At 58.7% G+C, this 17,682-nt stretch carries 17 protein-coding genes and 1 pseudogene; 5 read left to right on the top strand and 13 right to left on the bottom strand.

Annotated features, from left to right (window positions below; all coding sequences use genetic code 11):
- Window positions 1-48: 48 nt before the first annotated feature.
- Window positions 49-942 (top strand): LysR family transcriptional regulator, encoded by an 894-nt coding sequence (locus tag ACMX25_RS06085; protein ID WP_414948616.1) that lies wholly within the window; start codon window positions 49-51, stop codon window positions 940-942.
- A 221-nt stretch (window positions 943-1,163) separates the two neighbouring features.
- Window positions 1,164-1,928, top strand: a complete 765-nt coding sequence (locus ACMX25_RS06080; RefSeq protein WP_414948615.1) for a glycosyltransferase family 2 protein — start codon at window positions 1,164-1,166, stop codon at window positions 1,926-1,928.
- 15 nt (window positions 1,929-1,943) lie between these two features.
- Here ACMX25_RS06080 and ACMX25_RS06075 read toward each other — a convergent pair whose 3' ends face one another.
- A complete protein-coding gene (locus ACMX25_RS06075; protein WP_414948614.1) occupies window positions 1,944-2,957 on the bottom strand; it encodes a lysylphosphatidylglycerol synthase transmembrane domain-containing protein in 1,014 nt (337 codons plus the stop codon).
- 655 nt (window positions 2,958-3,612) lie between these two features.
- Between ACMX25_RS06075 and ACMX25_RS06070 the strand changes: the two genes are divergently transcribed.
- A complete protein-coding gene (locus ACMX25_RS06070; protein WP_414948613.1) occupies window positions 3,613-3,846 on the top strand; it encodes a hypothetical protein in 234 nt (77 codons plus the stop codon).
- Window positions 3,847-4,002: 156 nt separating this feature from the next.
- On the opposite strand, the gene ACMX25_RS06065 is transcribed toward ACMX25_RS06070, so the two are convergent.
- The 3 genes from ACMX25_RS06065 to ACMX25_RS06055 form a co-directional block, all read right to left on the bottom strand.
- Complete coding sequence (locus tag ACMX25_RS06065; protein ID WP_414948612.1) at window positions 4,003-4,497, bottom strand: lysozyme inhibitor LprI family protein; 495 nt, start codon at window positions 4,495-4,497, stop codon at window positions 4,003-4,005.
- 172 nt (window positions 4,498-4,669) lie between these two features.
- On the bottom strand, window positions 4,670-5,686 hold the full coding sequence (locus tag ACMX25_RS06060) for an Ldh family oxidoreductase (RefSeq protein ID WP_414948611.1): 1,017 nt from the start codon (window positions 5,684-5,686) through the stop codon (window positions 4,670-4,672).
- Window positions 5,687-5,814: 128 nt separating this feature from the next.
- A complete protein-coding gene (locus ACMX25_RS06055) occupies window positions 5,815-6,117 on the bottom strand; it encodes an ArsR/SmtB family transcription factor (RefSeq protein ID WP_414948610.1) in 303 nt (100 codons plus the stop codon).
- A 104-nt stretch (window positions 6,118-6,221) separates the two neighbouring features.
- On the opposite strand from ACMX25_RS06055, the gene ACMX25_RS06050 reads away from it, so the two are divergent.
- Window positions 6,222-7,319 carry an NADH:flavin oxidoreductase/NADH oxidase gene (locus ACMX25_RS06050; RefSeq protein WP_414948609.1) on the top strand — a complete coding sequence of 366 codons (1,098 nt, stop codon included), beginning with the start codon at window positions 6,222-6,224 and terminating at the stop codon, window positions 7,317-7,319.
- 86 nt (window positions 7,320-7,405) lie between these two features.
- Here ACMX25_RS06050 and ACMX25_RS06045 read toward each other — a convergent pair whose 3' ends face one another.
- The 3 genes from ACMX25_RS06045 to ACMX25_RS06035 form a co-directional block, all read right to left on the bottom strand.
- Window positions 7,406-9,046, bottom strand: a complete 1,641-nt coding sequence (locus ACMX25_RS06045) for a methyl-accepting chemotaxis protein (RefSeq protein WP_414948608.1) — start codon at window positions 9,044-9,046, stop codon at window positions 7,406-7,408.
- Window positions 9,047-9,247: 201 nt separating this feature from the next.
- Complete coding sequence (locus tag ACMX25_RS06040; RefSeq protein ID WP_414948607.1) at window positions 9,248-10,402, bottom strand: 2-aminoethylphosphonate--pyruvate transaminase; 1,155 nt, start codon at window positions 10,400-10,402, stop codon at window positions 9,248-9,250.
- Between the two features lie 249 nt (window positions 10,403-10,651).
- A complete protein-coding gene (locus ACMX25_RS06035) occupies window positions 10,652-11,041 on the bottom strand; it encodes an Lrp/AsnC family transcriptional regulator (RefSeq protein ID WP_414948606.1) in 390 nt (129 codons plus the stop codon).
- Window positions 11,042-11,228: 187 nt separating this feature from the next.
- Between ACMX25_RS06035 and ACMX25_RS06030 the strand changes: the two genes are divergently transcribed.
- Window positions 11,229-11,852 carry a LysE family translocator gene (locus ACMX25_RS06030; protein WP_414948605.1) on the top strand — a complete coding sequence of 208 codons (624 nt, stop codon included), beginning with the start codon at window positions 11,229-11,231 and terminating at the stop codon, window positions 11,850-11,852.
- 508 nt (window positions 11,853-12,360) lie between these two features.
- Here the strand turns inward: ACMX25_RS06030 and ACMX25_RS06025 are convergent.
- The 6 genes and pseudogenes from ACMX25_RS06025 to pdxR form a co-directional block, all read right to left on the bottom strand.
- Complete coding sequence (locus tag ACMX25_RS06025; protein ID WP_414948604.1) at window positions 12,361-12,555, bottom strand: heme-binding protein; 195 nt, start codon at window positions 12,553-12,555, stop codon at window positions 12,361-12,363.
- A gap of 22 nt (window positions 12,556-12,577) precedes the next feature.
- Window positions 12,578-12,811 (bottom strand): annotated as a pseudogene (locus ACMX25_RS06020) (heme-binding protein); the annotation flags it as partial.
- The gene (locus ACMX25_RS06015) at window positions 12,798-13,196 is read right to left on the bottom strand and encodes an aldo/keto reductase (protein ID WP_414948603.1); all 399 of its coding nucleotides are present in this window, start codon (window positions 13,194-13,196) and stop codon (window positions 12,798-12,800) included. The gene ACMX25_RS06015 and the pseudogene ACMX25_RS06020, both read right to left, overlap by 14 nt.
- 50 nt (window positions 13,197-13,246) lie before the next feature.
- Entirely contained in the window at window positions 13,247-14,491 is a 1,245-nt protein-coding gene (locus ACMX25_RS06010; protein WP_414948602.1) for an ABC transporter substrate-binding protein, read from the bottom strand.
- 176 nt (window positions 14,492-14,667) lie between these two features.
- On the bottom strand, window positions 14,668-15,915 hold the full coding sequence (locus tag ACMX25_RS06005) for a DUF1479 domain-containing protein (protein ID WP_414948601.1): 1,248 nt from the start codon (window positions 15,913-15,915) through the stop codon (window positions 14,668-14,670).
- 324 nt (window positions 15,916-16,239) lie between these two features.
- Window positions 16,240-17,661, bottom strand: a complete 1,422-nt coding sequence (gene pdxR, locus ACMX25_RS06000; protein WP_414948600.1) for a MocR-like pyridoxine biosynthesis transcription factor PdxR — start codon at window positions 17,659-17,661, stop codon at window positions 16,240-16,242.
- Between the last annotated feature and the right edge of the window lie 21 nt (window positions 17,662-17,682).

Raw genomic sequence — 17,682 nt, 5'->3', positions numbered from 1 at the left:
TTCCTGATACTATCCGCACGATATTGGATGCCTTGATGAAAATTAGACATGAATGACCGGCCCGCCCTAAGCGACCTGACTGCACTGGCCGCGATCGTTACGCATCGCAGTTTTCGCAAAGCGGCGGATGAACTGGGGGTCTCGCCGTCCACGCTCAGTCACATGATGCGAACGCTCGAGTTGAAGATGGGCGTGCGGCTGCTGAATCGCACAACCCGCAGCGTCTCTCCGACCGAGGCCGGCGAACGCCTCGTCGCCCGTCTACAACCGGTGCTAAAGGAACTCGACCTTGCGCTGGAAGAAGTCGATTCAGTGCGTAGCCGCCCCAGCGGATCACTTCGTATCAATGCTAGTGAGCCGGCGGCGAGGCTGCTCATGCAATCAGTTGTCCCAACCTTTCTTACGCGTTATCCGGACATGTCGGTCGACCTGGTAACGGAAGGCCGGCTGATCGATATTGTGGCTGGCGGTTTCGATGCCGGCGTAAGACTCGGCGAATCATTGCCGCAGGACATGATCGCCGTGCGCTTCGGTGGCCCGGTGCGTTTTCTCGCGGTTGCATCGCCCGCCTATCTCGCGGGGCGAACGCCGCCACTCGTACCGGACGATCTCAAGGATCACGCCTGCATTCGCGTTCGCCTGCCAAGCGGCAAGCTTTATCGATGGGAATTCGCGAAGCACGGCCAGGAGTTGACGGTCGATGTGCCGGGTTCGCTCACCCTCGACCATATCGGGTTGACGATCGAGGCGGCAGCGGACGGAATGGGGATTGCGTACGTGCCGGACCATTCCGCTCAGCCGCTTATCAAGGCAGGCAAATTGGTGACGGTGCTGGACGATTGGTGCCCGTCCATTCCCGGATTATTTCTCTATTATCCCGGGCACCGTCATGTGCCTTCAGGGCTAAAAGCGTTTGTCGATATGTTGCGTGAGATGCCGTGAGCAGGTTCGCACCTGGGATTGATCAAAGAACGCCGACCGCGCGACGCAACCGTTGAGCTTCCGCCAACGTCTCATCAAGTTTCCCTCGGCTTACGGAGCGCGTTGTTGCTTCGTGCGGTAGGATGCGAAGCACGCAAACACGCTGTCAGTACTGGCGCCATAGCGGGAACATTCGCGGCACCTTACGGCCGCATTCTCCAATTGCTCATCAGCCATCCCGCATGACTGCCCTTTCGACATCGTCCAATCGCCACCGTGTTTCATGCATCATTTGCGCACTCAACGAAGGTCCGCGGATCGGCGCTGTGCTGGCCGTTGCAACGGTGCATCCGCTGCTGGCCGAGGTTATCGTGGTCGACGACGGCTCGACCGACAACACCGCTGACATCGTCAGGCGCTTCCCTTCTGTCAGGCTGATCACGTGTCCGGTGAACCGCGGTAAAAGCGCTGCGATGGCCATCGGCATTGCCGCTGCCCAGAATGAATTGCTGATGCTGCTCGATGCGGACCTCAAGGGGCTCGCGAGCGAACACATCACGGCGCTCGCCGCGCCCGTTCTAAGCGGCGCTGCGAACGTCAGCCTGAGCCTGCGACAGAACAGCTTGCTGCTGTTCCGCGCGATCGGCCTGGACTTCGTTTCGGGTGAGCGCGTGGTCAGGAAAGAACTGCTAAGCGAGGCGCTCAAGGAAATTCATGGCTTGCCGCGCTTTGGCATCGAAGTGTTCATGAACCGCTTGATCATTGAACGCCGGCTCTCAATTGCAGTCACTCACTGGCCGAAAGTGACGCAGGCGCGCAAGACCGAAAAGCTCGGCTACTGGGCTGGCATCCGCGCGGAATGGCGCATGATTGCCGACTTGTTGAAAGTCACTTATCCGCTGGCGCTGCTGTCACAGACATGTCATCTTTTTTCGTTAAGGGTCGATCACGCCGGGCACGCACCGTTCTTTGTCAGGATCAGAAGCCCACGCGATAACGCGGCTTAAGCTGCCTTCGAAGCGTCAGTCAGGAGCCGGTGCAGATATCGCCGTGCGTCGACGCCACGCAAGCGTAGCGAAGCCGATAGCGCCCAGTATCAGCGGGCAGTAGAGCGTTGCGAAGCGCCAGAGAATCAGGGCGGTCGCCATGGCCGCTCGCGGGACCCAGGCCACGAATGCGGCTGCAAGCGCTAGATCGCCTCCGCCCCCGCCAGCAGGTACGCCCGTCCAGAGCGCCGCGTGCAAGACCACCGCCTGCACCGCGAGAACGAATCCAAGCGGCAATCGATATCCGAGTTCCAGCAAGATGAACCATAGGGCGCTATAGCGAAGCAGCCACTGCAAGGTGGTCAGCAGCAACAGCGCGACAAGCCGGTTACGAGGCCCTGTGATAAGTAGCCGCCACTGCTCGTGCACGCTGTGGCGAAACTTGTCCCAACGAGTCCGCCGGGCCCTCAGCCATGGAACAAGCTGGCCCGTCGCCCCAAGTGCATGCGCAAGGTAGCGGCGGCACATCCAAAGGGCGCCTATCAGAATGACTAGCCCTGCCAGCGTGGCGACAACGGCGGACAAACTCACGCTCGGGAGCAAATGAGCCAACGGGCCGATGGAGAGCAAAAGCGCGATTGGAATAGCCACGCCAAAGAACGTCAGGTCGAGCGCCTGGTCTGCACCCACTACCGTGGTGGCGATGGCCCACGAAGCTCCGGCGCGCTGCAGCAAGCCGATATTGACCCCATACCCCGCGGCTCCCAGTGGCGACACCAGGAACGCGAAATCGGTCACGAGCGTAATCGCAAACGTGCGCATGAATGGCACGCGCAAGCCTAGCGCTGTTTGCATCAGTTGCAGTTTGCCGGCCTTCGCCAACGCGCTGACGGCGGCGCTTGCAGCCAGCACAATGAACACTTCTGCCGGGACAGTGCGAAGACCGGCCACAAGGTCGTGCGAGCCTAATATAAAAGGCACGCCCATTGAGAGCCCGACCCCGAGTAAAGCAAGCAGGGTCGCAACATTACGTGCGTGGGTACGCGTCACAAGCACCGCCTGTGCAATTGCCGATGAGGATTGAGAGTAGAGAGAATCGACATCGACGAGTCAGCTCGCGCTGAGGGCGCGATCGGATTTTCCACTGCAACTTGCAAGGTGGGAGGCCGAAAAATAGGCATGCGGCTGGATGGTCCTTAAAGCAACGTGGTTCGCTGTGTACTTGCGGCAGAAGCAACGCGAAAGCAATCCGATGTCCGATACAACTTAGCCGCCGGTTGCGGTCGCACCCTCATTCTCCAACACAATAATGTCAAACACGCTGCGATTCGTTTCGACAAACGAAGCAACGCCCCTCAACAAGTCGATGCGTTCTGCGCAAGGCCAATTGCCCGCGGTCGCGTGATACGGCGCTGAACCTGCTGCGATCCACTTCTCGTGCAACGGCTTAGCTTGCGGCGCAGGAGCGTTCTGTGCTCGAAGCCCCTGCGTCACATTACGGTCGTCTGATCCGCGTAGCTTCATAAGACTCCCCGGTCGACGAAGATTATGTTTTCACGCGGGTACGGCAGAGCCACTTTTAGCGCGCACCCACGTGTCAAGCGCCCATTTTTAGTTAAGTGCCGAGTGCGAAAAATTATATTTTTGACCGATGAATGATGGGACTAAAGTTATCGAAGGGTGGTTATCAATGAAAGGAGATGCAATGGTCTTTTATCACCATGGTGCAGCAATTCAGCCTTCGGTAACGAGACTAGGCAACACGTTCCTGGCGCGCGTTTCCATCCTGGAAGAGGACGGTGAAGCGACCTCGCTTGGCAACCTTGGTCAGTTCGCCAATCGTGACTGTGCCTTTGAGTTTGCTGTGCGCAGTGCGACTGCGTTCATCGACGGCGAGCCTTTGCCGCGGTCGCCGTTTGAGCAACAGCAGACCAGTTGAACAGAGAGGCGATCGCTCGGTTTTTGCTTGGGCGTTAGCGTCGCCCAGTAAGACGTCACGCGGACAAGGCGCATAGGATCGACAAAACGATCTGGGCAAAACCCACGATGATGGGTTCTGCCCAGCACAATCGATTAAACCAGCACCGTCCAAACGTTATTGCATCGACAACGAGCCTGCGTCGCCTTTGATCCTCAATACGGCCGCCTGAGCCGGAGGCGCCAGATTTTGCTCAGCGAGACTAGCCTTAAGCACGGTGGCCTGGTTCTCAGTTCCCTGATCAAAGTCGGCATCGAGTTCGCTGATGCGACGGTTGTACCAGTTGACCACGCAGACCTTGTCCTTGCAGTTGTGCTGACGCCACTGCCATTGCTTGACCCGGTCGTCCTCGAAAGCTGCCGTGTCAGGCGTGACGTCCTTCGCGCGCTTGTAGGAGATCGCCAGCTTGTCGTCGAGCGATGACAGCTCGGGATCATTGCACACCAACTTTTCCGAGCTTGAGATTCGCTTGCCGCAATGGAAGCTCGCGGCCTGAGCCGTCGCTGAGAAGCCGCCGCCCAGCATGAGTGACGCCAGTAACGCCAGCGCGGTTTTCCCGGCGGCACGCCTCACGTCAAACCGTTTCGATTCCAATTTTCCTGACTTGGTCATTCCTGCCCCCGTTGATTCATCGTTGAAGTTGCGTTGACGTTGCATGCATCGTCAAGCCGATGATCCTAGGTTTCAGGCAAGCGAACCCATCGAAAAGGAGGCGACCTTCTCAAGGCCTTACTTAATATTTCACTCGACGGCGCTCAAGCAAAATCGCGACTGGCGAGAGGAACTATCCGTCACGCCGATTGTTTGAAATCTCCTTCAATTGCGCGATCAACGTATCGGGAATATCAACACCTTCCTGTTCCGACGCATCGGCGAGACGTTCTCTCCGATAACCCGGAAGCCGGACGTCATCATCCAGAAGCATCATTTCAATCAGCGTTTCCACGCGCGAAAGATAGGTATCGTCGCCGGCCAGTGCGCCCGGATCGATCGCCCAAAATAAATGGCCAATGCGCGAACGCTCGCCCTCCTCGGTCAGGAACGAACCGGCTTCGTAACCGAAGTTCGCGCCGGTCAGCGCCGCCGCGAGCAACTCAACGACCAACGCCAGCATCGCGCCCTTCGCTCCGCCGAATGGCAGCATCATGCCGTCGAGGGCAGCACGCGCGTCGGTCGTCGGCTGGCCGTCGCGGGTGGTCGCCCAGCCTTCCGGAATCGGCTTGCCGTCACGCGCGGCAATGGCAACCTTGCCGCGTGCAATTTGCGAGAGCGCCAGGTCGATCACGAGCGGTTCCGACTGTCGGCGCGGGAAGACGGCGGCAATGGGATTAGTGCCGAAGAGCGCGCGCCGGCCGCCCCACGCGGGCATGGCCGCGGGCGAGTTGCTGAACGCCAGGCCAACCATGCCCGCCGTGCCGAGCGCCTGCAGATGCGCCGCGCCGACGCCGAAGTGATGGCTGCGCCTGACACCCGCCACCGCGCTGCCGAACTGCCGCGCGCGTTCGATCAACGCGCTGATGGCGAGATCGCAGGCGGGATAAGCGAGTCCGTCCGCGCCGTCGACCAGCACGGCCGCGCCGCGATCCGAGACGATGCCCGGCTGCGCCAACGGATCGACGCGGCCATTCCTGAGTTGCGCGCAATACATCGGCAGGCGCGACACGCCGTGCGACGACAACCCGCGCACGTCAGCATAAACAAGCGCGCGTGCCGTCGATTGTGCGGTCGCGGGCAATGCGCTGGCGGCAAGCAGCGAGTCGACAGCAAGCGCGCTCAGCGCGTCGGGAAGCAGTCGGGACATCGGTCATTCCTTTTAAGTTATGGATTTGAAGCTGCAAGCGCGGCTGCGATGCGTATTGCAAGGAACGTGCAACCGCATTTAAAAAATGCGTGCCTTAATCTGCGGCACGCAATTGATCTGCGATTCCGTCACGAAATTTGCTTGAGGATGGCGTCCATGAGACCCGGGAACCTGCTATCGAGCTCGGCAAGCCGCAACGTGTTCTGATGAACCTTGCCGGCCACGCGGGTCTGCACGAGACCCGCCTCGCGCAAGATGCGAAAGTGGTGCGACATGCTCGATTTAGGGCGGCCGCCGTCGAGCTCTCCGCAGGTGGCCTCCGTGACAAGCGACAAATGCCGCACGATGTCGAGCCGTACCGGGTCGCTCAAGGCGTTGAAAAGCCGCTGGAGGGTAAAGTCCTCGGGGCCGGGATGGTCATAGTTGCGCATGCAGCAGATGGTACCGGTTTCTGTGATAATCGATAGTTCGATTTATATCGAACTATCTGGATTACCCGAATTATCGCACTCGATTTTTCCACGGAGCCTGCCCGATGCCCACGTTATTCGAACCCTTCAAACTCAAAGATATCTCGTTGCGCAACCGCATCGCGATCCCGCCGATGTGCCAATACTCCGCGGTCGATGGCCTGATCAACGACTGGCACCGCGTGCATCTGGCGAGTCTCGCGCGCGGCGGTGCTGGACTGGTTATCGTCGAGGCGACCGCCGTGTCGCCTGAAGGGCGCATCACCCCGGGCTGCACGGGCATCTGGAATGATGAGCAAGCGCAAGCCTTCGTGCCCGTCGTTGCATCGATCAAGGCAGCAGGCGCGGTGCCGGGCATCCAGATCGCGCACGCGGGCCGCAAGGCCAGCGCCAACCGGCCGTGGGAAGGCGACGACCATATCGCCGCAGACGATCCGCGCGGCTGGGACACCATTGCGCCTTCCGCTGTCGCCTTTGGAGCCAACCTGCCGAAGGTGCCTAAGGCGATGACCGTCGACGATATCGCCCGCGTGCGCCAGGATTTTGTCGATGCCGCAAAGCGCGCGCGCGACGCAGGTTTTGAATGGCTGGAACTGCACTTCGCGCACGGCTATCTGGGTCAAAGCTTTTTCTCGACGCACTCCAATCACCGCGACGATGCCTATGGCGGAAGCCTCGACAACCGCAGCCGCTTCATGCTGGAGACGCTCGCCGCAGTGCGCGAAGTCTGGCCTGAGCACCTGCCCCTGACGGCACGCTTTGGCGTGATCGAATATGACGGCCGCGATGAGGAAACCCTCGCGGAGTCCAATGAGCTGGCGAAAAATTTCAAGCGTGGCGGGCTGGACCTGCTCAGCGTCAGCGTGGGGTTCTCTACGCCTGCAGCAAACATTCCGTGGGCGCCCGCGTTCCTTGCGCCTATAGCACATCGGGTGCGGCGTGAGGCGCAACTGCCGGTTGCATCGGCATGGGGAATCGATACACCGGAGCTCGCCGACAACGCCGTACGCGAAGGTCAACTCGATCTCGTGATGGTCGGCCGCGCGCATCTGGCCAATCCTCACTGGACGTATTACGCGGCGAAAAAGCTCGGCATTGCACGTCCTTCGTGGACGCTGCCTGCGCCCTACGCGCATTGGCTCGAACGCTACGCGGTCAGCTAATCACGCGCCCACGACGCCGGCAATCGATGTGCATTTTTTGCACGGTTGTCGGCGTATTGCCGCGTTAGCGTTAATTACAAAGACTCCTAAGCAAGTTCCGGCTCGCGCCGCTGAACCGCACTCATCGCCTCGCGTGCCGCGCCGGGCCGATGCGACCGCGAACCCGTGGATACGTCATCCGAACCAGACCGCGATGAATCGCCACGCAGCGTAAACACCGCCACCGCATCGCGCAGCGAATTGGCCTGTTCGGCAAGCGCGTGTGCCGCTGCGGACGCTTCCTCGACCAGCGCGGCATTTTGCTGCGTCACCTCGTCCATTTGCGTAACGGCCGTATTGACCTGTTCAATACCCGTGCTCTGCTCCTGTGACGCCGAAGAAATCGCGCCCACAATATCCGTCACGCGCTGCACCGACCCCACGATCTCCGCGATGATCTGCCCCGCGTCGCCGACGAGCACCGAACCCGCGTTCACGCGATCGGTCGACTGGGCGATCAACGCCTTGATTTCCTTTGCCGCCGAGGCGCTGCGTTGCGCGAGCGTGCGCACTTCCGCTGCGACGACCGCGAAACCGCGCCCTTCCTCGCCCGCGCGGGCCGCTTCCACGGCTGCGTTAAGCGCAAGGATATTGGTCTGAAACGCAATGGCGTCGATCACGGCGATGATCTCCGCGACCTTGCTTGAACTATCGGCAATGCCGTGCATGGTTTCAACGACCTGATCCATCATCACGCCGCCGCGCGAAGCGGTGTGTGAAGCCGCGTCCGCGAGCGTGGATGCCTGCCGCGCGTTCTCTGCGTTCTGGCGAACCGTGCCAGTGAGTTCTTCCATGCTCGCCGCCGTTTCTTCGAGCGATGCCGCCTGCTCTTCCGTGCGCGACGAAAGGTTCAGGTTGCCCGATGCGATCTCGGCGCTGGCCGTCGCCACGCCTTCGGCATTCTCACGAACCTTGGCGACCACTTGCGACAAACTCGACTGCATGTCTTTCAATGCCGCAAGCAATTGCGCGATCTCGTCCTTGCCGCTGGAGTCAAACTCCATCGAAAGATTACCGGTCGCCACTGCTCGTGCGCAATTCAGCGCGTGACCAAGCGGCCGCGAGACCGTGCGGCTGAACATGACGCCGCCGATCATCGCGAGCGCGAGTACCGACAACATCAGCGCAATGCTGATCTCAGTCGCATGATGTGCGTCGATAGCGGCCTGCGCCGAAACCTGCGCGCTGTCAGCCGCGATTTTTTGAGTAGCCTGTTCAAGCAGCGCTGAAGGTTCACGGTCTACACCGGCCACGGCTTTATCGCCGGCCGAGGGTTCGAACCCCGCTGACTTGAATGCCTCGAAGCCTTTGCGATACCCCTCGCCCATCGCCGCGTGTGCGATGGCAAAGCGTTCGATCAGCGTGCGACTTTCACCTTCCGGCAACTTGGTTTTGAGTTCAGCCGCGAGCGTGCTGACGGTCTTTTCGCGGGTCTGGAAGGCGGACCAGTATTTGTCGAGATTTGCCGGGTCCTTCCCACGCAACAACGTGTCCTTCCACTCCTGGACTTGCAGCTTGAATGCGACGAGCGTGGCGGACACCATGCGTTCATTCGCAACGTTTTCTTGTACCGTAGTTCCGTAGACGTTGATCGACTGGTTGAGCGCGAAGATGCCATACAGTGCGCCGGCGAACATCAGCAGCAGCGCGACGGCGAAGGCAAGGGGAATTTTGAGGCTGAGCTTCATTGATGGTTCTCGGATTCGACAAGCCGCGACGGGAGCGCGCGGTTGGACTACTGCTTATCGGTCCGTTGGCCCAAAACTGAAGGTGTGAAGCCGGTATGCGTTTCGAAGAAACATGACCCAATTTGATGGGGCCATCAAGCTTACGATGCAAGTCAAACGCGCTTACGCCGAGCTTGTCGCCCGGCGAAGCGCACCAGTCTATTATCGCGTTGCACTCAGCGTGTTCACACCCATTTCATCGAGCACGTCGCGCACTGCGGCGAGCAAACCGTGCATCTCCTTTTCATAGAGCCTGCCAATACAGCCGATACGAAACGATTCCGCGATCGTCAGCTTGCCGGGATAGATCACATATCCCCGTGTTTTCAGTCCATCGTAGAAACGTTCGAAAACAAAGCCCGGATGCGCAGGCATGCGGAAGGTCACGATGATCGGCGCCTGCAGATCCGCCTTCAGCAGAAGCTCGAAACCGAGCGCCTTCATGCCGTCGATGAGAACGCGGCAATTGTTCCGGTACCGTCCCCCTCGTCCCGCCACGCCACCCTCGTCATCAAATTCCTGAAGCGCCTGATGGAACGCCACGATCACATGCGTAGGGGGTGTGAACCGGTATTGCCCAGTCTTTTCGAAATTTGCCCACTGATCGTGGAGATCGAGAACCAGCGTGGTGGCGTTGCCCCTGGTCGCCACCAGCGCGTCGCGCCGGCACACGACAAAGCTAAGACCCGGCACGCCTTCAATGCACTTGTTCGACGAAGCCGCGACTGCATCTGCGTGGATCGCGGGTGCATCGATTGGCAGTGCGCCGAACGCGCTCATTGAATCGATGAGATAGCCCTTTTTGTACTTGGCCGCAAGCGCGCCAATCTCGGCAATCGGATTCAGGATGCCTGAGGTCGTCTCGCAATGGACCACGAAGATATGCGTGATCGACGGCGTGCGCTTCAAGATTGTCTCGACCTTTTTAAGGTCCGGCGGTGCATCTTCAGCCGTTTCATGGATGACGCTCTTGCGCCGGGCAATGTCGAGAATGCGTTTCGCGCGCTGACCGTAAGCGCCATTGATGAGGAGGAGAACCTTGCCGCCTGGTGGCACGAAACTCGTCAGCATGGCTTCGACTGCAAAGGTACCGGAACCTTGCATTGGCACCGTGACATAGTCGCCTTCGCCATGAACAACCTCGACGAGCCGCGCGAGCACCGCTTTGTTGATTGCGACAAAACTTGCATCGCGCGAGCCCCAGTCGTGTGCCATCGAAGCCTTGACGGTGCGCGAGGTCGTCAGGGGTCCGGGCGTCAGGAGAAAGGGATCGCCCGTTTCGGTGGCAGCTGGTTTGAGGACCGTGGATTGATTCATAAGAAGGGTGTCCGATATCGATGTGTGGCGTTTAAGGCTGCACGAAGAATGGTGAGTGTGTGACGTTCACGTCGCAAGGTCCTCGGCGCATGACGACATTTTAACCGCGCGCTGTCCGATGCGAAAATTCCGCCTGCGTCGACATGAAACACATCGTCAGCCGTGCGGCGTCCTCGCTCGCGCAGTGGCCAGATAATCAAATGACAAGTCGCTTGAAATCCGACCAGGCATATTGCTCGTTATCCTAACTTATTCATCGCGTGATGGCGGCTTGACCGGCTTGTGGGCGACCTGCGTCGACAGCACGATCGCCGTCGAGGTCGTGCCATAGGTGTTCAGTGCATCGATAATGCCCTGCAAATGCTGCACGTCGGTTGCGAGCACACGCAGCACCGCACAATCGTCGCCTGTCACCGTCAGGCATTCAATGACTTCGGGGCGCTCGCGGGCAAACGCTTCATACGGCCGCCCTGCCTGAGCCTGCACACGGATCATCGCGGTGATCGTGTAGCCGAGCTTCGCCGGGTCAACCCACGCACGGTAACCCCCTATGACGCCCTGCACTTCCAGCCGCTTGATCCGCTCAGACACGGCGGGCTGGCTGAGGTGTACGCGCCGGCCAATTTCAGCATGCGACACCGCGCGTCCTGCTGCAAAAGTTCGAGGATCTTGCGGTCATGGTGATCAACTTTGGTATTCATGGAAATCCTTCGATAAATCCGATCAATGATCGGGCTTTGTCGAAAAATACCATTGAATGCGGGTTATAAAAACCATGACGACGCGATAGATTATAAGTAAATCCCTTCGTGGTAAGAGACTCTACATGCACCTGAAAATCTGGCTGATCTTCGTCGCGACAACGGGTCTCGTGTGTCTCACGCCCGGCGTTGCAGCACTGCTCGTTGTCGCTCAAGGCATCTCTAACGGCGTGCGGCGCAGCTACTGGACCATCGCCGGGATCGCGCTTGCCAATTCAATTTATTTTGCTTTATCGGCGACGGGTCTGGCGGCGCTGATCGTCACCAGTCACAACGTGTTTAATGCAGTGAAATGGGCCGGCGTTGCTTATCTCGTGTATCTCGGTGTTCGGGCCTTATTCAACCGGTCGAGTGCGCTGACCATCCAGCCTGCGGGCATTGCGGCAGTCAGCGGTCCGCGTGCGTTGAGTCAGGGTCTGATGGTTGAGTTGGCGAACCCGAAAGCGCTGCTCTTTTTCGTCGCGCTACTTCCGCAGTTCGTTGAGGTGCACCAACCAATCTGGCTTCAAATGCTGATCTTCGGCTTAACGACGGTGCTGCTGGACCTCTGTTCCTATTCCTTCTATGCGTGGCTCGGCGCAAAGAGTCAGGGATTGGCTGCGAATCGGAAATGGGCGGGTGCCGCGAGTCGGATAAGCGGTGTTGTGTTGATCGCCGCGGGGGCGCTAACCGCATTCGCCAAGGCGTGACGCCGGATGTGATATCGGCGCTTGGGTAAAACGTTTTGATCGGTGTTCTGTGCAAGCATAGATCAGTCGGCTTAAGGAAACGTCACCGCTAGACGCGCGAACGTTTCCTTAGGGCAGCTGGCGCTGCCTCTGGCGTCAGTTAATGACAGCGGTTTTGCCAGTGGCCATGCACCTTCACTTTGTGGCATACGCGGTGATGGTGATCTTCTGCGAAAGCGGAAGTAAAAGCGCCGAGCGTAAGAGCGGCGGTGATGACGGCAAGAATGGCTTTTTTCATATGACAATATGACGTTGAAGGGAATTGGAATCCTAGCATCGTTACATTACAGTCTCGAATCGAGAGCCCGACGTTAAAACCTGCAACAATCCCGCGCTGCAAAAGCCGTCGCCTTAGGTCGCGTGCTTCCTCGCTAACTCTGCCGCAACGATGGTCCCACGCCGCTCTACTCCATGGTCGCCGACCTCGCGAGGCGGCTCTGCGACTTTTCAGAGCCGGATCTCACGTCTGTCATTTCACGGTAGACAGCCTTGCGTTTTGCGTTGCTTGCAGGGCGATGACTGCATCAACACCAAGCTGCGCGATTCGTTCGTCGTCATCTTCGGATAAACCGCTGACCGCAACCGCGCCGGCCACCATCCCGTCTATCAGAATCGGTAAGCCGCCTGCCCAGCCGATATAACGCGCATCTCCGTAAGAAGACATGCTCCAGCCCCCCCGCCTTGGCCTCCAATGCCAGTTGGCGAGTAGCCATTCCTTGCCGGGCGGCTGTAAAGGCCTTGGCTTGCGCGACAGCTATGGAAGGCAGTGGCGCCCCGTCCATCCGTACCAGCGCGATCAATTCGCCATGTGCATCGCTGACCGCAAGCACAGCGGCTGCATCATTTTTTTCAAGCGCCTGCCGCATGTGCTCTATTGCGGCGAGCGCTTCCGCGTTGCTAACACCGCTATGAACTAGCACTGAATTTTCCCCTGGACGTTACTTCGATAGAGCGCATCGTACCGTCATAGCTGTAATCAAAACGCAGTTCGAACGGCAGTCCGCTTGCCCACGGACTAAAGTCGATATCCGATCTCCTTGCCGCCTTTAGCAGACGGCCGACCTTGGTGGAAATGACAAACTCGTCACGCGGATACCAGCGAAGTCCCTGACCACAACGCGCTTCGCTAAGGCCATGGCCATACATGGGCGCCGTGTCGAAATAGCGAATGCCCGCATTCCATGCCGCCTGAATCAGCGCGGCGCTGGTCTCTTCCGAGATCGGCCGGGCGAGGTTGCCGATGGGCGATGCGCCAAAACCCATCACCGTTACGTCCAGCTCCGAGCGTGGCCAGGTCTTTTTCATGTCAGCGTTCATTTTTTTCCTGTTTAAGTAGTGCAATCAAGCCGTTGACCTTATTTAACTTTAGCCGCCGCAGCGAGTGCATGGACACCGGTTTTTGCGTCCTCATTGGAGTTCATGAACTTGCTGATGGCGTCGGACATGGCGCCTGCGGTCACGGTCGACTGCACCATGCCAAATGCAAGCGATGGCAGGAAACCGCCTGACTTGATCGTCCTTTGTTCGTCGGCGTACGACTTCTTGGCGCAGTCATCAAACTTGTCCATCGATACATCCTGACGGATCGGGATGGAACCCTTGTACAGGCTGAACTGTTGTTGAAAATCGGGCGACATGATGGTCTTGGCTAAGGCAAGCTGACCTGGCGTTGCTTCTTTTGAGCCCTTCTGCTGAAAAAATACAAAGGAGTCCACGGTGTAAGTGAAGGCGCTGGACGTGCCTGGCGCGACAGCGCAGACGTAATCGACACCCGGCTTCTTGTTCGCATTTTCGAACTCGCCTTTGGCCCAGTCGCCCATGAACTGCATGCCGCCTGTACCGTTGATCACCATTGCAGTGGCAAGATTCCAGTCCCGGCCCGCATAGCCTTTATCGAAGTACGACTCGATCTTCTTGACTGTCTCGAACACTTGCACCATTTGCGGAGATGTCAGCGTCTTCTGGTCGAGGTCGACCAATGCCTTCTTGTAGAAGTCAGGGCCTTGCGACAGCACGACCGTTTCCCAAACCGTCATGTCTTGCCAAGGCTGTCCGCCGTGTGCAACCGGGGTGATGCCTGCCGCGCGAAACTTGTCAGCCAGTGCGAAGAATTCAGGCCATGTTGCAGGCGGTGTTCCCCCGACCTTGTCTAGCGCTGCCTTGTTTATCCAGAGCCAGTTGATTCGATGCACGGAAAATGGCGCACCAACATAATGACCGCCGGCGCGCATGATTGCATCGATTTGCGGAGGTGTATGACTCTTCCAATCGCCCGCGGATTTGTCGATTGAAACCAGCATGTCCTGATCGGCCCAATCCTGAATGAGCGGGCCCTTGATCTGTGCAGCCGATGGCGCGTTGCCGGAGATCACCTGGGCCTTCAACGCGGTCATTGCGGCCGCGCCCGCGCCTCCGGCTACTGCAAAGTCTTTCCACTCGTAGCCTTGTTTGGTCATGTCGTCTTTGAGCAGCCTGACCGCTTTTGACTCGCCGCCCGAGGTCCACCAGTGCAGCACTGAAATGGACTCAGCGGCGCTCGCCGCGTGGCATATACAGAGACTGAATAAGGCGCACATGCCCTGTTTAAGATTTTTGTTCATCGTTGTCTCCTGGGAATTACATGTAGCCTTGATCGGCTCGTCTATTTTCTTTGCCTGGCCTTAGCGGACTTAAGCTTTTGCCGGGCAAAGAGAGTTCGCTCAACTCAGGTACTTGACCGGAGCTGCGTTAAAGGAAGCGGTAAAACAGGAAGCGGTAAAACGACGTAAAAAGCGGCTTAAAGTGAAAGGCCGAGTTGCTCACGGCCTAGCGGCGTTAAATCCGCCTCGGTCGCGCGTCCGACGAAATCAACTTCGAAGTTATCGGCGGGAAAGTCGGGAGGGCTTTTCCCTTCCCTAAAGCTCGGTAGTTGACGCTTCAAGTAGGCATCGTTCTTGGCGCAAGCCGGCGCCGACGATATGTACATGACATTGCTAAATCCCGTGCCGCGGTGTGCATCCTCAACGGCGTGAATGACATCGCTGTGCCAGAACACAGTGTCTCCCGCTTGCATCTTAGGGATTGACGAAAGCGCCTCATAAAGCGGGCCGTGCCATTCGGGCTTGATCGACAACGCCCGGCCCGGCATGGCCCCGCAGAGGTCGTCCTCTGGAACGTCGTCCTGAAGCGCCCGCAGCAGTACATAGGCCATGGCGTTCGCGATTGGAATGAGTTGCAGCGTGCCATCGCCCGGCCCTTGCGGCGTCAGCGCAGTCCAGCCCTGGAAGGTCCGGAACATCGAGCACACTGCGGGCGACGCGATCTCCCTTACGTCCGCCCGATAAGCCGCGTCGAATGGGTCATAGCGTTCCCAGTCGCCGCTAAAGACGTGCCGATAAACCCGCCTGAAGTTTTCCTCAAGCCACCGCTCGACGGAACCGCCATCGCAATGGGCGGACAATCCTAACGACTCCGAGCCCGGCGGACGCCGGCGCAACCGGTCCGCGTAGACCGGCACATGATCGGGATCGAAGTGCTGACGGCCTTCGCTCTCCGCTTTCCACAAGCGGTTAAGGAACACGCGGGTGGCAGTTAATTCAGGCGATTGACGCGCGGCAACTTGAGGCGCGGACCAATAGACACCATAGATTTGCGGCTTGCTCGATGCCAGGTTGCCGAAGTACTTGTCCTCCGCGCGATTCAGCAGCCGCTCGTCCAGATTGTTGGTGTCCACGTACTCGGCGATCTGCGCGTCCCATTGCGTGGCTTGCTCCGGACTGAATACGCGTCGCACCACGCAAGCGCCGCGAGCCTTGATGAAAGTAATGGTGTCGGCACTGACGCGCTGCGCGGCGATGTCCTCATAGGAAAGTTCGGGAATGACCGAGTCGCTGCGAGCACGCTGTGCTGCAATGACGCCGGCTTGCTGCTTGATGTCATCCTCGACTGCAAGAAACACTTCACGATAATTGGGTAAGGCTTGACGCAACGCCCGCTTCGCTTCGCGAATGGCGGCGGGCAAGTCATCGATTTGCAGGGGGTGCATGTTTGTCTCCGCGTATTTGGTATGTGCGGAGCTTAAGCTGAGCCACGAATAAGAAGTGATACGATCAAGACAATCAATTTGCGTTTTCAGCCATCGAGCTTTAGGGGATGGACGTGTCCGTCATTAACGGCGGCTAGGCGCTGCGGGTTAACCCGTTATCGATTAACTTAAGTCTTTATCGAACGCGAACCGAATTAATCTCAGGCGCCCTTAGCCTATTTTCCATCAGGAAAGGTCCCGTTTCTAAGCGTCTCCCGAGTTGTAAAATAAACAGTTAGCAATCCAAATTAGAAACTCTTCGTCCTCTGCCACCTACTCTAGAGGTCAGAACGCGCTAAGCAGAGTACGAGCCAATGCGCTCGCCTCTTCGGCAGACCTGACATTGGTGAATCCCATCAGCAGTCCTCGTTTCGATGCTGCTCCGGCATACCAGCTCGACAACGCATTCACCGATAACCCGAGGCCCCGCGCACGCAACGCAATCGCACTGTCATCGGATCCGTTTTCGAGCATCGCAAGAAGATGCATGCCGCCAGCTTGCAAACGAAGTTGCGCGCGCATGCCTAAACTGCCCCCAAGCGCATCTGCAAGCATCGTGCGGCGATCCGCGTAGATGTTCCGCATCTTGGTAATATGCCGCGCGAAATAGCCGTCTTCGATAAACCTTGCCAGCGTCGCCTGTAGCAAACGCGGACATTGATTCTGCATTCGATTAGCAGTTTCAAAGAACCGGGCGACGTGCTCTTGCGGCACCACCAAATACGACAGACGCAACCCGGGTGCGAGCACCTTGCTGAAGGTGCCTGTGTATAGCACTCTCCCCGGGCCGCCTGTATCAAGACTTTTTAACGCGGGAAGCGGCCGCCCTCTATACCGGTATTCGCTGTCGTAATCGTCTTCGATAATCCAGCGGTCACCGGCTCTTGCCCAGTCCAACAAAGCGTATCTGCGCGAAAGGGATAACGACACGCCCAGCGGACTCTGATGACTGGGTGTGACCAGCGCAAAGCGTGCATTCGCGTCCATCTTGATGCCGGCTTCGACATCGAGGCCGTCGTCATCGACTGGAACCGGCAGCAGTTTCATCCCCGCATTGCTCAGGAAGTGCCGCGCCATGAGATAGCCGGGATCCTCGAACCAGCACGCGTCGCCACTGCGCAATACCGCGCGGCAGATCAGATCCAGACTGGCGCGATATCCCGCGCAAATAAAGACCTGATCGGGCGAGCAGGCAACGCCTCGCGATACACCCAAGTACCCGGCAATGGCCGCACGCAGCGGCGCATGCCCCTGGGGATCGGGATAAATCAGGTCCTGGAGACCGCTTTGGCGCATCTCGCGCGCCGCCAGGCGGTTCCAGACCGTGCTCGGAAAGGCATCCAGCGCCGGAAGGCCCATCTGCAAAGGCAACGGCATCGAGCCGGTATGTTCCGACCACAGCGCGGTCTCCGGCGTAACGCTGGACTGCCCAGCCGACTCGGGCAGTTTGATTTGGGGTGAGACCACCGTCCCGGCCGGTCCACGAGCGATCAGATAACCCTCGCCGATCAAAAGCTGATAAGCCGATTCAACCGTGCCGCGCGCCAGATTCAGTTCCGACGCCAAGCCCCGCACCGACGGCACGCGGTCTCCGGGCCGCAACACACCATCCGCAATGGATTGACGAATGCGCAGATATATCTGCCGATAAATCGGGCCGTCCGTCGCGGCACCGATGGGATTGATAGGGCTAAATGGCAGCGTCATGTCTCTCGCATGTCCTACTCA

Source organism: Caballeronia eucalypticola (assembly GCF_047608185.1).
GTDB lineage: Bacteria > Pseudomonadota > Gammaproteobacteria > Burkholderiales > Burkholderiaceae > Caballeronia.
This window is presented reverse-complemented; position numbering and strand designations above follow the sequence as displayed.

Excerpts from the sequence above, each read along its gene's own strand:
- ACMX25_RS06085 (WP_414948616.1), top strand. The coding sequence starts at position 49 with ATGAATGACCGGCCCGCCCTAAGCGACCTGACTGCACTGGCCGCGATC.
- ACMX25_RS06080 (WP_414948615.1), top strand. The coding sequence starts at position 1,164 with ATGACTGCCCTTTCGACATCGTCCAATCGCCACCGTGTTTCATGCATC.
- ACMX25_RS06070 (WP_414948613.1), top strand. The coding sequence starts at position 3,613 with ATGGTCTTTTATCACCATGGTGCAGCAATTCAGCCTTCGGTAACGAGA.
- ACMX25_RS06065 (WP_414948612.1), bottom strand. The coding sequence starts at position 4,497 with ATGACCAAGTCAGGAAAATTGGAATCGAAACGGTTTGACGTGAGGCGT.
- ACMX25_RS06060 (WP_414948611.1), bottom strand. The coding sequence starts at position 5,686 with ATGTCCCGACTGCTTCCCGACGCGCTGAGCGCGCTTGCTGTCGACTCG.
- ACMX25_RS06055 (WP_414948610.1), bottom strand. The coding sequence starts at position 6,117 with ATGCGCAACTATGACCATCCCGGCCCCGAGGACTTTACCCTCCAGCGG.
- ACMX25_RS06050 (WP_414948609.1), top strand. The coding sequence starts at position 6,222 with ATGCCCACGTTATTCGAACCCTTCAAACTCAAAGATATCTCGTTGCGC.
- ACMX25_RS06045 (WP_414948608.1), bottom strand. The coding sequence starts at position 9,046 with ATGAAGCTCAGCCTCAAAATTCCCCTTGCCTTCGCCGTCGCGCTGCTG.
- ACMX25_RS06040 (WP_414948607.1), bottom strand. The coding sequence starts at position 10,402 with ATGAATCAATCCACGGTCCTCAAACCAGCTGCCACCGAAACGGGCGAT.
- ACMX25_RS06030 (WP_414948605.1), top strand. The coding sequence starts at position 11,229 with ATGCACCTGAAAATCTGGCTGATCTTCGTCGCGACAACGGGTCTCGTG.
- ACMX25_RS06025 (WP_414948604.1), bottom strand. The coding sequence starts at position 12,555 with ATGTCTTCTTACGGAGATGCGCGTTATATCGGCTGGGCAGGCGGCTTA.
- ACMX25_RS06015 (WP_414948603.1), bottom strand. The coding sequence starts at position 13,196 with ATGAAAAAGACCTGGCCACGCTCGGAGCTGGACGTAACGGTGATGGGT.
- ACMX25_RS06010 (WP_414948602.1), bottom strand. The coding sequence starts at position 14,491 with ATGAACAAAAATCTTAAACAGGGCATGTGCGCCTTATTCAGTCTCTGT.
- ACMX25_RS06005 (WP_414948601.1), bottom strand. The coding sequence starts at position 15,915 with ATGCACCCCCTGCAAATCGATGACTTGCCCGCCGCCATTCGCGAAGCG.
- pdxR (WP_414948600.1), bottom strand. The coding sequence starts at position 17,661 with ATGACGCTGCCATTTAGCCCTATCAATCCCATCGGTGCCGCGACGGAC.